The sequence below is a fragment of the Rathayibacter sp. VKM Ac-2754 genome, from assembly GCF_009807095.1.
Classification (GTDB): domain Bacteria; phylum Actinomycetota; class Actinomycetes; order Actinomycetales; family Microbacteriaceae; genus Rathayibacter.
Genome location: NZ_WUCC01000004.1, coordinates 219,253 through 233,684 on the forward strand (window position 1 = coordinate 219,253; position 14,432 = coordinate 233,684).

A 14,432-nucleotide genomic window follows, 5' to 3' on the forward strand; every position below is an offset into this window, starting at 1 on the left:
GAGCGCGTCTCGAGGCGATCTAAGTCTCGAAAGCGCGATCCTGCCCTCACTCGGTGCAGAGTGAGCGTTCCCTCCACCTCGTTCCTGAAAGGACTCACCGCCATGCGGATTCGCCTGGTCGTCCCCGTTATCGTGCTTTCCACCGCCCTGCTGTCCGGATGTGCGGCGGGAGGGGACCCCGAAGAGAGTCCCGCGCTCGAATCCACATCGGCGAGCAACGAAGCGGCCTCGCCTCCGGAAACGGCTGCACCCGAGCCGACCGAGGCCGCGAAGACCGGCGCGACACTCGCGGATACCGCGACGAAGCTCAACTGCACCGATTACGCACTGGCGGCCACGGTGGCGCCCGGCGCCGCCGAGTACGGAACCTGCCAGCTCGACGGAGTGCGGGTTCAGCTCTACCGATTCGCGAACCTCGACGACAAGCAGATCTTCCTCGACCAGGTGAAGGCCTACGGCGTGGTCGAGTCGCAGCTCGCAGTCACGGATGACGGCTTGATTGCGGCGGCGCCGGCCGACCAGAGGCTGCTCGTTCAGCTGCAGGACGCACTCCGGGAGTGACTCAGGTGAGGGGCAGTCCGGACTTCCGCCGTCCGTCCCCTCCCAGCCGCACGCCCATCGCCTCGACCTCCTGCCACGTCCCAGTCTCCCGCTCCTCCGCGGTCGCCTCGCGCAGCATCGCCGCGACCCGCTCCCGCAGCCGCAGCTCCGCCGGAGTCAGCGCGCTCTCGTGTCCGTCGGCGAGCAGATAGGTGTGCGCATCCGTCGCGAAGGCGCCCAGCGCATCGAGGAAGCTCTCGAGGAGCCGGCGGCCTCGCCGACGCGCGCGTAATCGTGCGGGACAAGGAGTGGTTGCTCCTGTGACCAGGAGGCCGCCGCTGACGAAGTGACCGCTCAGCGGAAGTCGTAGTCTTCGTCTTTACCGCTGGACTCCCAGATCTCCTCTGCACCCGCGAACGACGTCGCGGCGTCTGTCTCGGGCTCGTCTTCGCCGGGCCACGGACCCTCGACGTGGTCCTCGCCGATCATGCACCGGCACGGGGTGGCTTCTTGAGTGAATTCGCCGCTGACGATGCTGTTGACGACGTGATCGTGCAAGGGTCCTGTGGGCATAGGACGAGGTTAGTGCGCTCGGTTCGACCTGAGCAGATGGGCAGTGAATGCCTCAGACAAGTGACGCGCGCGACACCGGGACCTGGCGAGGCGGCGGTTCACGTCGCGGAAGCTGCCGGACAGCGAGGGCCAGGAGGCGCTGCAGATCGCGACGCAGTGGGCATGACGGCGGCGGAGATGTGTTTCTTGGGCTTTCTACCGCCGTCTACGAAATTTCCTGGACGACGTTAGAAAGCTCTAGAAACGCAGCACCCCCCAACGCAGAATCGCCCGGGTCCGCCCCTCTGAGAGGGCGTTCCCGGGCGATCCCGTCTACCGGATCAGCGGCAGGCCGTCAGGTTCGCGACTCCCTCCGACAGCGTGTTCGTGCCGCCCAGCAGCACGACCTTCGTGGCGCCGAGGGTCTTGATGTCGTCGAGCACGGGCTGCGGGACGCAGTCGGGCTTCACGGTGTAGAGCGGGTTCTTCGTGAAGCCGGCAGCGGCCGCTCCGGAGAGCGCGTCGGGGTAGTTCTCGCCCGTGGCGAGGTAGACCGTCGACGCGGCCGTGAAGGCGGCGCGGTTGAGCTTCACCGACGTGTCGTAGCGGTCGACGCCTCCGATGCGGGTGGGCGTGATGTTGAACGACGTCTCGATACCGGTGCTCACCGAGAGGGGGTCGCCGGCGATCGTCAGCTTCTTGACGCCGAGGCCCTGCACGAGCGACCGGGTGGTGGGGTCGACGGTGCTGAGTCCGCCGTTGATCAGGAGGACGGGCGCTCGGACCGAGCCGGCCGCGGCGGCGGCGGCGAGGGCGTCGGGGAACTTCTCGCCGGTGGCGAGCCAGGCCTGCGAGGAGCCCTTCGGGAAGGCGGCCTCGACGAGCTTGGCGGCGGTGTCGTAGCGGTCGACGCCTCCGATGCGCTGGACCTCACCGGTCTTCGCGTAGGCGGCGAGCTCGGTCGCGAGGCGCTCGCTGACGCTCAGGTCGGAGCCGACGACGACGATCTTGCTCGGCTTGAGGCGGCGCAGCTCGTCGCGGACCGGCTGCGACATGGAGTCGCGGTCGACCAGCAGCAGCGGTCCGTTCTGCTTCGCGGCGGCGGGGCCGGCAGCGAGAGCGTCGGGGAAGTTGCCGCCGGTGGCGATGAAGACGACGGGCACGTTCGCGGCGAACGTCGCGGCCGAGACCTTCGCGGCGGTGTCCTGGCGGTCGACTCCGGCGATGCGGGTGACGGTCACGGGGCCACCGGTAGTCGGGGTGGGCGTCGCGGTCGGAGTCACCGTCGGAGTCGCGGTCGGCGTGGCCGTCGGAGTCGCCGTGGGCGTCGCGGTCGCGGTCGGAGTCGCGGTGGGCGTCGGCGTGGCGGTGCCCGTCGCGGTCGGAGTCGGCGTGGGCGTGCCCCCGCACGACTGCGGGCCGACGCGGTAGGTGTACTGGATGTTCGCGGAGCTCGCGGCCCAGACCTGCAGGGTGTCGCCCGTCGTGACGGGCACTGGGGCGAAGGTGAACGCGCCACCGGCCGCGGGGACGGTCTTCTGCTCGACGGTGGTGGCGTTGCGAGCGAGGCCGATGGTGACGGGCTCGGCCGTGGGGTCCGTGGTGCCGGAGACGACCGCGCTGACCGGGACGCCGGCCTCGCAGGTGACGACGGTCGACGCGGTGGAGGCGGCGGCGGCACTGAGCGCAGGGGTGAGACCCGCGGTGCCGGCGATCAGCGCGACAGCGAGCAGGGCGAGCCGTGAGCGGCGCGGGGCCTTCACGGTGCCACCACCGGGGAGGGGAGCAGGCAGGAGAGGTGGAGCGATGACGACATCGTGTCGCTTTCTCGAGAGGGCGGATCGGACCGTCGCCCCCCTCCAGAGCGGGCCCGACGCTCTACCACGACGCGGCGATGCGACGGGGAGACCGAGGGCCGACACAGGGTGGGAACGGTGCTCGAAAGCTAGCGTCACGCTCCGCGCCTCGGCAATGGGATGCGACGCTGTGTCCCCAAAGGGGGGTGCCGACCGAGGTGACGCGCTGCACGTCAGGCGGGCGGCGGTGGCGCTCCCGCCGACCGCTGACACGCGAAGTCGCCCGAGAGCGCCCCTCTGACAGGGCCCCCTCGGGCGACTCGGACTACCGGGTCAGCTGCAGGCTGTCAGCTTCGCGACTCCCTCCGAGAGCGTGGTCGGGCCGCCGAGCAGGACGACCTTCGAGGCGCCGAGGCGCTCGATGTCGTCGAGCACGGGCTGGGGCACGCAGGTGGGCTGCACCGTGTAGAGCGGGCTCTTGGTGAAGCCGGCGCTGGTGGCTCCGGCGAGGGCGTCGGGGAAGTTCTCGCCGGTGGCGAGGTAGACCGTCGACGCGGACGGGAACGCGGCGCGGTTGAGCTGCACCGACGTGTCGTAGCGGTCGATGCCTCCGATGCGGGTCGCGGTCACGGGGAGCGACGCGGCGATGCCGTCGCTGACCGAGAGGTTGCTGCCGGCGATCGTCAGCTTCTTGACGCCGAGACCCGAGATGAGGCCGTTCGTGGTGGCGTCGGCGGTACCGAGGCCGCCGTTCACCAGGAGGACGGGCGCCCTGACGGATCCGGCCGCGGCGGCGGCGGCGAGAGCGTCGGGGAACTTCTCACCGGTGGCGAGCCACGCCTGAGCGGAGCCCTTCGGGAAGGCGGCCTCGACGAGCTTCGCGGCGGTGTCGTAGCGGTCGACGCCTCCGATGCGCCGGATGTCACCGTTCTTCGTGTACTGGGCGAGGTCGTTCTTGAGGCTCTCGCTGATGCTCAGCTCCGAACCGACGACGATGATCTTGGTCGGCTTGAGGCGGATCAGCTCGTCGCGGACCGGCTGCGACATGGAGTCGCGGTCGACCAGCAGCAGCGGTCCGCTCTGCTTCGCGGCGGCGGGCCCCGCGCTCAGCGCGTCGGGGAAGTTGGCGCCGGTGGCGACGAAGACGACGGGCACGTTCGTGCCGAACGTCGCCGCCGAGAGCTTCGCGGCGGTGTCCTGACGGTCGACTCCGGCGATGCGCGAGACGGTCACGGGCCCCGCGGTGGCGGTCGGGGTCGGGGTCGGCGTGGGCGTGGCCGTCGGAGTCGCGGTGGGCGTGGGCGTCGCGGTGGGTGTCGGAGTCGCGGTGGGTGTGGGCGTCGCGGTGGGCGTGGGCGTCGCGGTCGGGCTGACGGTCGGCGTCGGCGTGGACGTCGGAGTCGCGGTGGGGGTCGACGTGGGAGTCGGCGTGGAGGTCTCCGTCGGAGTCGGAGTCGGAGTCGGAGTGGGCGCCTCGTCGCACGACGCGTCCGAGACCGTGTACGCGTAACCGACCACCGGCGGGTCGCCGACGACGACCTCGAGCTCGTCACCGGTCTTGACGGGCACCGGGTCGAAGGCGAAGTTCCCGTCGGTGTCGGTCGGGTTCGCCTGCTCGCCGAGGACGCCGTTGACGACGAGGCCGAGGATCACCGGGTCGTCGAGGTCGTTGCCGCCCTCGACGGTCCCGGAGACGACCGCGGTGGTCGGGCTGCCGTCGACACAGGTGACATCGGTCGAGGCGAAGTCCTCGGCGGCGGCGGCGCTGAGCACAGGAGTGAGTCCCGCGGTGCCGGCGATGAGCGCGGCGGCGAGCAGGGCGAGCCGTGAGCGGCGCGGGGCCTTCACAGCGTCACCGCCGGAGTGGGGAGCGGGCAGGGGACGTGGAGCGATGACGACATCGTGTCGCTTTCTCGAGAGGGCGGATCGGGCCGTCGGCCTCCTCGTCGGCCGGGGCCGTCGCTCGCGAGGCGCCACGGTGGGACCGGCATGCCGGGAACAGAGAAGGAAGAGGACGGTGCTCGAAAGCTAGTGACCCGCTCCGACCCCGGCAACAAGCAGCGACATCGTGTCTCAACCGTCCAGGGGAGGCGATCGACGCTTCCTCGTGAGAGCGCAGGCGAGTCCCGCTCTTCGGGAAGACGTCTCGGGAACCGACGAGCCGACCGGCGAGCTCGACGAGGCGTCGACGGTCGACGTGCTGGAGGCGCTGCGCGGCATCAACCGCCAGCGCGGGGTGACGACGGTGATCGTCACGCACGACGCCGGGGTGTCGGAGCACGTGAGCCGCACGGTGCGGATCCGCGACGGCCGCACCTCGACCGAGACGCTGCGGCGCGTGTCGGAGGGCGACGCGGTGCACTCGGCCGAGGAGTTCGCGGTGCTCGACCGCTTCGGGCGGCTCCAGCTGCCGGAGGAGTTCACCGGCGCGCTGGGGCTGCGCGACCGGGTGCGGCTCGGGCTGGAGGCGGACCACATCCGCGTGCAGTCGGGCGTCGCGGCGCCTGCCGCTGCGGCTCCTCCCGCTCTCCCCGAAGCGGACTCGCCCGGCCCTGCCTCTCTCCCTGAAGCGGACTCGCCCGAGCTCGCTGAAGCGGTCCCGCCGACCCCTGCTGGTCGAGTAGCCGCCGAAGGCGGCGTATCGAGACCCACCTCCCTACGACCCTCCCGTCCCACCCCCGATCCCACCCCGCCCCGCCGCCGCGGCCGCCACTCCCTCGGAGACGACTCGTGACCCCCGTGCTCGACGCCGTCGACCTGCACCGCGTCTTCGCCACACCGGCCGGCGACGTCGTCGGCTGCGCGGGAGTCTCGCTCTCGGTCGCCGCGGGCGAGCTCGTGGTGGTGCGCGGCGCCTCCGGAGCGGGCAAGTCGACGCTGCTCTCGATGCTGGCGACGGTCGACCGGCCGACGAGCGGGCAGGTGCTGATCGACGGTGCCGACGCCGCCGGGCTCGACGAGCGCCGGCGGGCGGAGCTGCGGCGGAGCGCCCTGGGCATCGTCTTCCAGGACTTCGCACTGCTCGAGGACCTCACCGCGCGCGAGAACGTCGAGCTGCCGCTGCGCCTCCTCCGCACCGACCCCGCCGAGCGCGACGAGCGGGTGACGGAGGCGCTCGCCGCGGTCGCGCTCGACGAGCAGGGCGACCAGCGGCCCGACCAGCTCTCGGGCGGGCAGCGTCAGCGGGTCGCGATCGCCCGCGCGCTCGTCGGCCGCCCGCGCCTGCTGATCGCCGACGAGCCGACGGCGCAGCTCGACAGCGTCACGGCGACGCGCGTGATCGCCCTGCTGGTCGCCTCCGTGCGCGAGGGCCGTCTCGCCGCGGTCGTCGCGACCCACGACCCGGCGTTCGCCGACCGCGCCGACCGCGTGCTCACGCTGCGCGACGGGCGGGCGCGCTGAGAGTCACCCCGCGGCGACCCACGAGATCAGCCGACGCAGGATCTCGCGGTGCTCGGGCGAGTCGAACGACCGCGCGTCGTGGCCCAGAGCGTCGTAGGCGGCCCGGCCGCGGCCGTCGGCGGCCTCGCGCAGCCAGACGAGCGGATGCCGTACCCCGTCGTGCTCGTGGGTGACCAGCACCTGCACATCAGCGGCCACGCGGAGGAACGAGTACCGCTCGTCGTTCAGCGAGAAGTCCGCCAGATCGGCGACGAGCGGATACTCCTCGACCGTCACGACGGTGTCGCCCTGCTCGGGGTGCATCGAGACGCCCTCGACCCACCGCCCGCCGAGGGTGCGCTCCCACTCGTCCGACTCGGTGAAGCTCGTCGCGGAGGAGTGCAGCGCGAGCAGCGGCCGGCCGCTCCGGAGGTAGCGGGTGAGGCCGGCCGCGGGTGACGGCTCCCCGTCGCGGGGCTGCCCGACGTTGACGACGAGGAGATCGGGCAGGTGCTCGAGCGCGGCGAGAGCGTCGTCGACGTCGGGCGCGATCTCGACGTCGTAGCCCGCCTCCTCGACGATCCCGGCGAGGGCCCTCGAGGTCTCGGCGAACGGGTGCCACGGATCGGCGTACCGACCGACACCTGAGAGGAGGAGGGCTGATCGGCGTCGAGTCATGGCCTCATCCTGACGCACGCGTTGCGGGATCCCGGGGGATGCGTGCCACGCTGGCCGGATGGATCTCGAGGTGCGGCCGGACCTGGTCATCCCCGCGCCCGAGCTGCAGTGGAGGTTCTCGCGCTCCTCCGGCCCGGGCGGGCAGCACGTCAACACCTCCGACAGCCGGGTGCAGCTCACCTGGAACGTCATGGAGTCGACGGCTCTCACCGACGAGCAGCGGATGCGCGTCCTCCAGCACCTCGCTCAGCGCCTCGTCGCGGGTGCGGTGACGGTGACGGTGCAGAGGGAGCGGTCGCAGCTGCGCAACCGCGAGATCGCCCTCGACCGTCTCCGGGAGCTCGTGAGCGCCGCGCTGGCGCCTCCGGGCCCGACGCGCCGCCCGACCCGCCCGACCCGAGGCTCGGGCCGCCGCCACCTCGCGGCCAAGCAGCAGCGCTCGGCGACGAAGCAGCAGCGGAGGCGCCCGACGGCGGAGTAGCGGGCGGGAACGGACACGCGGTGCCTCCGGCGCCGGCGCAGAGCGGGGAAGAGGCCGACGTTCGCAGGGAGGCGGGTCTCGATACGCCCCTGCGGGGCTGCGGGCTCGACCAGCCTGCTTGCGGGTGTCTCTTCCCAGTAGACCCACCAGCGTCAGAAGAACAGGTCGGAAGTCACCCTGCAGGTGTGGCGGCACGCTGTTGATCGAGTAGCCCGCGCAGCGGGCGTATCGAGATCCACCGATGTCAGAAGTCCAGGTCGGAAGCCTGATCGACTGGCGGACGCGGGTCTCGATACGCCCCTCCGGGGCTGCGGGCTCGACCAGCATGCAGGGCGGCCGGACCGAGTCAGCGCAGCGGCTTCCGCATCCGGAAGTTCGTCAGTGCGACCCCCGCTCGCACCGGATGCTGCTCGGCGACCACGGTGAACCCGCGGCTCTCGAAGAACGGGCGCGCCGTGATACTGACGTCGGCCGACAGCTCGGCGGCGTCCGACTGCCGGGCGAGTGACTCCGCGTGCTCGAGGAGGCGGGTCGCCACTCCCCGCCGGAGGAACCGCGGCGAGACGAACATCATGTCGATGCAGCCGGAGGGGGCGACGTCCGAGAAGCCGACGACGGCGCCTCCGCTCTCGATCACGAAGGCGCGGCGGGCCTGCATCGCCGTGTGCCAGGCCGAGACATCGCGGTCGTCGGCGCGCGCCCACGCGCGGATCTGCTCGGGCGAGTAGTCGGCGGCGGCGGTCTCGGTCACCGCCGCGAGGAACACCTCGAGCGTCGCGGCGGCGTCGGACGCCCGGTACTCGCGCAGGATCTCCACGGGCTCATCCTCGCAGCGTGCACAACCGAGGGTGAGACGGCGGACAGGCCCCTCCAGGAGCACGTTCCGGCGTCTCACCCTCGGTCGTGCACGCCGAGGGCCGTCGACAGGAGCGCCCGCCGTCACGATCGTGACGACGGGCGCTCCTCGACTCTGCTGCGGGTCAGGCTCTGCTGCGGGTCAGAGCGTCTGCGCGAACGGGTCGAAGTCGACCGGCACGGCAGGCACGGTCGGCACCGTGCTGTCGAGAGCGACGAACTCGCCGCTCTCGGCCGACTCCTGAGCCGAGAGCATGACGTCGAGCACGTGGTAGGCGAGCTCGCCCGTGGCCACGTGCGGACGGTCCTCCGCGATGGCGCGGACCATGTCGAGCAGGCCGAGGCCGCGGCCGACGACCGTGCCCTTCTGCTCGATCTCGGTCCACTCCTGCTCGCCCCAGGCGCCGTCGGCGATCGCGGTGGGCGCCTTCACGAACGCGGTGCGCCCCTCGAACTGGTTCGGGTCGGGGATGACGATCGACCCTTCCGTGCCGTGGATCTCGAAGACGCCGTGGCGCTCGAGGGCGGAGTCGAAGCTCAGCAGGCTCGACGCCTGCTGACCCGCGGCGAACGAGGTGAGCACCTGCAGCGAGGTGGGGACCTCCACCGGGAACGTCGTCCCGGCATCCGGCCCGGAGCGGATGACGCGCTCCTCGAGCTTCTTGCGCCCGAGGGCCGCGACCCGCTGGACCGGTCCGAAGAGGCTGACGAGCCCGGTGAAGTAGTACGGACCCATGTCGAGCAGCGGGCCGGCGCCCTGGGCGAAGAGGAACGCCGGGCTCGGGTGCCACAGGTCGGGGCCGACGGTCTGGAAGGTGGTGGACGCGAACATCGGCTCGCCGATGACACCCTCCGCGATGGCGCGCTTGGCGGTCTGGAAGCCCGGGCCGAGGACCGTGTCGGGCGCGTTGCCCACGCGGAGCCCCTTCGCGGCGGCGTCCTCGAGCAGCTTCGCCGCTCCGGCGCGATCGAGGCCGAGCGGCTTCTCGCTCCAGACGTGCTTGCCCGCGGCGATCGCGGCGGCCGAGACCTCGATGTGCGCAGCGGGGATCGTCAGGTTGACGACGACCTGCACGTCGGGGTGGGCGAGGACGTCCTCGGCGGAGCCCCAGGCGGGGACGCCGTGCTTCTCGGCCTGGCTCTTCGCCCGGTCGAGCAGCAGGTCGCCGACGACGAGGACCTCGACGTCGGGGAAGGACTTGAGGTTCTCGAGGTAGGTGTCGCTGATGACGCCGACGCCGATGACGCCGATTCCGATGGGGCCGCTCACGCTGCGTACCCGCCCTTCACGAGGAAGTCGTAGCTCGCCCGGATGTCCTCGAAGACGTCGCCGGGGGCGTTGTCGTACTCGATGACGGCGTACTCGATCGCGCCCTCGCCGGCCTGGAGCGCGGCGACCAGCGGCACGTCGCCCTCGCCGGGGCGGCGCTGGTCGAGGGTGTCGGAGCCGAACGCGGCGGCGCCCGGGGCGAAGGGGTTCTCGGCCGGAGCGACGCCGTCCTTGACGTGCACGGCGACGAGGCGCTTGCCGAGTCGCGAGACGAGAGCTGTGGCGTCCTGGCCGCCGGTGAGCGCCCAGAACAGGTCGAGCTCGATCTGGACGCGCTCGTCGGTGAGCGCGATGAAGCGCTCGTAGGCGGTCTGCCCGTCGAAGGAGGCGATGAACTCCTGCGCGTGGTTGTGGTACCCGACCGTGAGGCCGAAGGTCGCGGCGACCTCGGCGGCCTTGTTGAGTCGGTCGGCGATGTCGGCGACCCCGTCCTCGGTCAGCCAGCGCTCGGCCGGGACCATGGGATCGATGACGAGGGTGATGCCGATCTGCGCGGCGGCCTCGAAGACGACCTCCGGAGCGGGCGTCGGGATGGAGCCGTCGGGAGTCCAGAGCGAGTCCGAGAGCAGGGGAGCGTGGCCGGTCGGCGAGGCCAGACCGCTCGCGTCGAGAGCGGCGCGGATCTCGGCGGGGCGGCGGACGAAGTCGAACGCCTCGACGTTCTTGAGGCCGATGGCCGCGAGCTTGTCGAGCGACCCGTTCGGGTCGTCGGTGAATTCTTTCGCCAGCGTGTAGAGCTGGACGGAGGCGGCGGGAAGAGCCATGGTCTGTGTCGCTTTCGATCGGTGGAGAGAGGGAGAGAGCGGGAGTCGGATCGGCCCGTGCCCTCGCACGTGCCGACCCCGGGCCGGAGTCCGACCTGTCTGGTCTACCGGACTTTCGTGACCGAACCCGGTCTATCGGACTTTCTTGATGGGGAAGATGACCAGTGCTCCCACGATCGCGGCTATCGCGCAGACCGAGAACCACAGGGCGTAGTTGTTGCCGGTCGGGTCGCTGACGTAGACGAGGATGCCGCCGATGAGCGGAGCGATGGTCTGGGGGAGGGCGTTGGCGATGTTGAAGACGCCGAGGTCCTTGCCCGAGTTCTCGGGGTCGGGCAGCACGTCGACGACGAGCGCGAGGTCGACGCCGACGTAGATGCCGTAGGCGATGCCGAGGATCGCCTCGAGGATGTAGAAGGCGCCGATGTCCTGGACGAAGATCAGCGCGAAGGTGCCGATGGCGAAGAGCGCGGTCGAGCTCCAGACGAAGACCTTGCGGCGGCCGATCTTGTCGGACAGCCAGCCGGCGAAGTAGCTCGCACCGACGAGGCCGATCGTGTAGATCAGCACGCTCATCGAGATGACGCCCGGGATGTCCGCCTCGGGGACCTCGATGTGGTTGAGCAGGTAGAAGAAGCGGAACGTGGTGAAGCCGAAGCTCGCGAAGGTGATGAGGAAGCGCGACCACCAGGCGAGCGCGTAGTCGGGGTGCTTGACCGGGCTCACCCAGAAGGTCTCGGCCCACTCGCGCAGCGTCGCCCGCGGCGGCCGGGTGGGCAGGCGGCGGTCGGGGAGCACGATGGCGAAGACGACCATGACGATGATGGCGAGGACGGCCGGGCCGACGAACATGATGAGCAGCTGGTCGGCGAACGCCTCCGCGACGTAGGTGCCGCCGAGGATGCCGACGTTCTGTGCGATGCCGATGGCGGCGGTGATCTTGCCGCGCTGGAACCTCGGCACCTGGTCGGCGATCGTGGCGATGAACGGCGCGAGCGCCATGTTGGCGCCGAGCTGGGCCAGCGACCAGCCCACGGTGGCGATCATGAGGGTCGGGGCGAGCGCCATGATCGCGAAGGCGACGGTCATGATCACCGTGCCGGCGACGATCCAGATGCGGCGGCGGCCGAGGCGGCTCGTGGTGCGGTCGGAGAGGCGGCCGAACACGACATTGGCCAGCGTGGCGAAGAGGGCGCCGAATCCGCCGAGCACCGCCGCCGCGCCGGTGGCGCCGTTCTGCGCGATCTCGCCCGCGTCGACCAGGGCCTGGATCTTGATGCCGATGCCGACGATCGCGGGGCCCAGCAGGGCGATGAAGAAGACCAGCTGCGCGGCGAGGAGCCAGAAGATGTACGACTTCTTGGCCGGCTCGGTCGGTTCGGGGAACTGCTGGTCCCGTCGCACCGTCGCCGTCGATGTCGTCATGCCCGAGGGCATTCCCGCGGCTGATCCACTCGCTGTCGTCATGGCCGAGTCCTCTCGTCGTTGAGCTTCGAGACACGATCTGAAAACCGATCGCTGTTCGGGATCGAGTATGCACCGGCCCTGGGAGGTCGGCAATACTTGAGCCGCAAAAACCCTAGCGATGTATGGTTTTCAGAGTCGAGGCAGGGACGCCCGACAGATCGGAGCGCACCCATGACCCACGCCGACCAGCTCGACGCCCTCACGCTCGAGGAGAAGGCCTCGCTCACCAGCGGCGGCAGCTTCTGGGCCACGAAGCCCGTCGACCGCCTCGGGATCCCCTCGGTCGTGCTGACCGACGGCCCGCACGGTGTGCGACTCCAGCGGCAGGGCGGCGACCACCTCGGGCTCGCCGACAGCGTGCCCGCGACCTGCTTCCCTCCGGCCGTCGCGCTCGGATCGAGCTGGGACGTCGATCTCGTCCGCCGCGTCGGCGTCGCCCTCGGCGAGGAGGCGAAGGCGGAGGGAGTCGGCGTGCTGCTCGGCCCCGGCATCAATATCAAGCGCTCCCCGCTCTGCGGCCGCAACTTCGAGTACTTCTCCGAGGATCCGCTGGTCAGCGGTGTGATGGGCTCGGCCCTCGTCGGCGGCCTGCAGAGCCAGGGCGTCGGAGCGTCGCTCAAGCACTTCGCCGCCAACAACCAGGAGACCGACCGCCTCCGCGTCAGCGCGGACGTCGACGAGCGGCCGCTGCGCGAGATCTACCTTCGCGCTTTCCAGCGGGTCGTCACCGAGCAGCAGCCGTGGACGCTCATGTGCTCGTACAACCGGCTGAACGGGGTCTACACCTCCGAGGATCCGTGGCTGCTCACCACGGTCCTCCGCGACGAGTGGGGCTTCGACGGCCTCGTGATGTCGGACTGGGGCGCCGTGAACGACCGGATCGCCGGTGTCGCCGCGGGCCTCGACCTCGAGATGCCCTCGAGCGGAGGCCGGACCGACGCGCAGCTCGTCGCCGCCGTCCGCGCGGGCGAGCTCGACGAGGCGCACGTGACGACCGCCGCGCGCCGCTCCCTCGAGCTGCTCGACCGGATCGCGGAGCAGGCCGACCCCGACGCGACCTACGACGCCGACGCGCACCACGCCCTGGCCCGCGAGGCCGCCTCCCGCAGCATCGTGCTGCTGCAGAACGAGGGCGGCCTGCTGCCGCTCGACTCCTCCGTCGACATCGCCGTGATCGGCGAGTTCGCCCGGACTCCGCGCTACCAGGGCGCGGGCAGCTCGCTGATCAACCCGACGCGGCTCGACAACGCCCTCGACGAGCTGCGGCGCACGGTCGACGCGAGCTTCGCCTCCGGATTCACGCTCGACGGCTCCGGCGACGCGCAGGCGCTGCGCGACGAGGCCGTCGCCGCCGCGCGGGCCGCCGCTGTCGCCGTGCTGTTCCTCGGCCTCCCCGCGTCGGAGGAGTCGGAGGGCTTCGACCGCGAGCACCTCGAGCTGCCCGTCGAGCAGACGCTCCTGCTCGACGCCGTCCTCGCCGCGAACCCGAACGCGGTCGTCGTGCTCTCGAACGGCGGAGTCGTCCGCACCTCCGGCTGGCAGGACCGGGTCCCCGCGATCGTCGAGGGCTGGCTGCTCGGCCAGGCCGGCGGCGGCGCGATCGCCGACGTCCTGCTCGGCGTGGTGAACCCCTCCGGCCGCCTCACCGAGACGATCCCGCTGCGGCTCGAGGACAGCCCGTCGCACCCCGGCTTCCCGGGGGCCTTCGGGCACGTCCGCTACGGCGAGGACGTCTTCGTCGGCTACCGCGGGTTCGACGCCCGCGGCACCGAGGTCGCCTTCCCGTTCGGGCACGGACTCTCGTACACCGACTTCGCGTACTCCGGGTTCTCGGTCGAGGAGGTCGACGGCGGACTCCGGGTGCGGGTCGACGTCGCGAACACGGGCGAGCGCGACGGGCGCGAGGTCGTCCAGGTCTACACGGGCCTGCCGGGCTCGGCGGTCCCGCGCGCGGTCAGGGCGCTGACCGCGTTCGCGGTCGTCGAGGTCGCGGCCGGAGAGACGGCGACGGTCACCCTCGACGTCCCGCGCGACGACCTGGCCTACTTCCACCCCGCGGCCGGCGCCTGGACCGTCGAGGGCGGCGACTACCTGGTCGAGGTCGGCGCCTCCAGCCGCGACCTCCGCGTCTCGGCGACCGTCTCCGTCACCGGCGACGTGCTCGACCTCGCGCTGACCGAGGAGTCGACCGTCGCGGAGTGGCTCGACCACCCGCGCGCCGGATCGCTGCTGCGCGACGCGTTCTCCTCCGGAGACGGCACGTTCTCGTCGATGTTCGCGGACCCCGAGATGCTGCGCATGCTCGGCTCGATGCCGCTCGGCCGCATCGCCGTGTTCCCCGGCAGCCCCCTCGACGACGCGTCCCTCGCCGGCCTGGTCGAGGCGGCGCGCGCCTGACGCCCCTCAGCGAGCTCCCGTTCCGGTGAGGCTCCTCCTCTTCCTCGCTGATCGAGTAGCCCGCGGAGCGGGCGTATCGAGATCCACCAGCGTCAGAAGGCCGAGGCAGAAGCCCGATCTGCTGACGGTGGTCGGTCTCGATACGCCCCTACGGGGCTACTCGACCAGCAGGGGGTGGCGATGCGTGAAGC

The 14,432-nt window shown here is 71.3% G+C and carries 13 protein-coding genes; 5 read left to right on the top strand and 8 right to left on the bottom strand.

The genetic code is table 11. The annotated features are described in order from the left end of the window. The first annotated feature begins 60 nt into the window (after positions 1-60). Positions 61-561, top strand: a complete 501-nt coding sequence (locus tag GRS92_RS08700; RefSeq protein ID WP_159855292.1) for a hypothetical protein — start codon at positions 61-63, stop codon at positions 559-561. Between the two features lie 333 nt (positions 562-894). On the opposite strand, the gene GRS92_RS08705 is transcribed toward GRS92_RS08700, so the two are convergent. The 3 genes from GRS92_RS08705 to GRS92_RS08715 form a co-directional block, all read right to left on the bottom strand. Next, a complete protein-coding gene (locus tag GRS92_RS08705; protein WP_159855294.1) occupies positions 895-1,113 on the bottom strand; it encodes a hypothetical protein in 219 nt (72 codons plus the stop codon). Positions 1,114-1,433: 320 nt separating this feature from the next. Then, positions 1,434-2,855, bottom strand: coding sequence for a cell wall-binding repeat-containing protein (locus GRS92_RS19110; RefSeq protein WP_159855296.1), 1,422 nt, complete (start codon positions 2,853-2,855; stop codon positions 1,434-1,436). Positions 2,856-3,221: 366 nt separating this feature from the next. Then, positions 3,222-4,736 (bottom strand): cell wall-binding repeat-containing protein, encoded by a 1,515-nt coding sequence (locus GRS92_RS08715; protein ID WP_159855298.1) that lies wholly within the window; start codon positions 4,734-4,736, stop codon positions 3,222-3,224. Between the two features lie 259 nt (positions 4,737-4,995). Between GRS92_RS08715 and GRS92_RS19225 the strand changes: the two genes are divergently transcribed. Further along, positions 4,996-5,622 (top strand): hypothetical protein, encoded by a 627-nt coding sequence (locus GRS92_RS19225; protein ID WP_204162370.1) that lies wholly within the window; start codon positions 4,996-4,998, stop codon positions 5,620-5,622. Continuing rightward, positions 5,619-6,290 (top strand): ABC transporter ATP-binding protein, encoded by a 672-nt coding sequence (locus GRS92_RS08725; RefSeq protein ID WP_159855300.1) that lies wholly within the window; start codon positions 5,619-5,621, stop codon positions 6,288-6,290. Before GRS92_RS19225 ends, GRS92_RS08725 begins: the two co-directional genes overlap by 4 nt. A 3-nt stretch (positions 6,291-6,293) precedes the next feature. Here GRS92_RS08725 and GRS92_RS08730 read toward each other — a convergent pair whose 3' ends face one another. Then, a complete protein-coding gene (locus GRS92_RS08730; protein WP_159855302.1) occupies positions 6,294-6,947 on the bottom strand; it encodes a ThuA domain-containing protein in 654 nt (217 codons plus the stop codon). 58 nt (positions 6,948-7,005) lie between these two features. Between GRS92_RS08730 and arfB the strand changes: the two genes are divergently transcribed. Continuing rightward, positions 7,006-7,428, top strand: a complete 423-nt coding sequence (arfB, locus tag GRS92_RS08735) for an alternative ribosome rescue aminoacyl-tRNA hydrolase ArfB (protein WP_159855304.1) — start codon at positions 7,006-7,008, stop codon at positions 7,426-7,428. A gap of 346 nt (positions 7,429-7,774) precedes the next feature. Here arfB and GRS92_RS08740 read toward each other — a convergent pair whose 3' ends face one another. From GRS92_RS08740 to GRS92_RS08755, 4 genes are all read right to left on the bottom strand, one after another. Beyond that, entirely contained in the window at positions 7,775-8,245 is a 471-nt protein-coding gene (locus GRS92_RS08740) for a GNAT family N-acetyltransferase (RefSeq protein ID WP_159855306.1), read from the bottom strand. Positions 8,246-8,425: 180 nt separating this feature from the next. Then, a complete protein-coding gene (locus GRS92_RS08745; protein ID WP_159855308.1) occupies positions 8,426-9,553 on the bottom strand; it encodes a Gfo/Idh/MocA family protein in 1,128 nt (375 codons plus the stop codon). After that, positions 9,550-10,377: a sugar phosphate isomerase/epimerase family protein gene (locus GRS92_RS08750; protein ID WP_159855310.1), complete on the bottom strand. Its 828-nt coding sequence runs from the start codon at positions 10,375-10,377 to the stop codon at positions 9,550-9,552. Before GRS92_RS08750 ends, GRS92_RS08745 begins: the two co-directional genes overlap by 4 nt. A 132-nt stretch (positions 10,378-10,509) precedes the next feature. Continuing rightward, complete coding sequence (locus tag GRS92_RS08755) at positions 10,510-11,844, bottom strand: MFS transporter (protein WP_204162013.1); 1,335 nt, start codon at positions 11,842-11,844, stop codon at positions 10,510-10,512. Positions 11,845-12,015: 171 nt separating this feature from the next. On the opposite strand from GRS92_RS08755, the gene GRS92_RS08760 reads away from it, so the two are divergent. After that, positions 12,016-14,241: a glycoside hydrolase family 3 C-terminal domain-containing protein gene (locus tag GRS92_RS08760; protein ID WP_159855312.1), complete on the top strand. Its 2,226-nt coding sequence runs from the start codon at positions 12,016-12,018 to the stop codon at positions 14,239-14,241. The last annotated feature ends 191 nt before the right edge of the window (positions 14,242-14,432 follow it).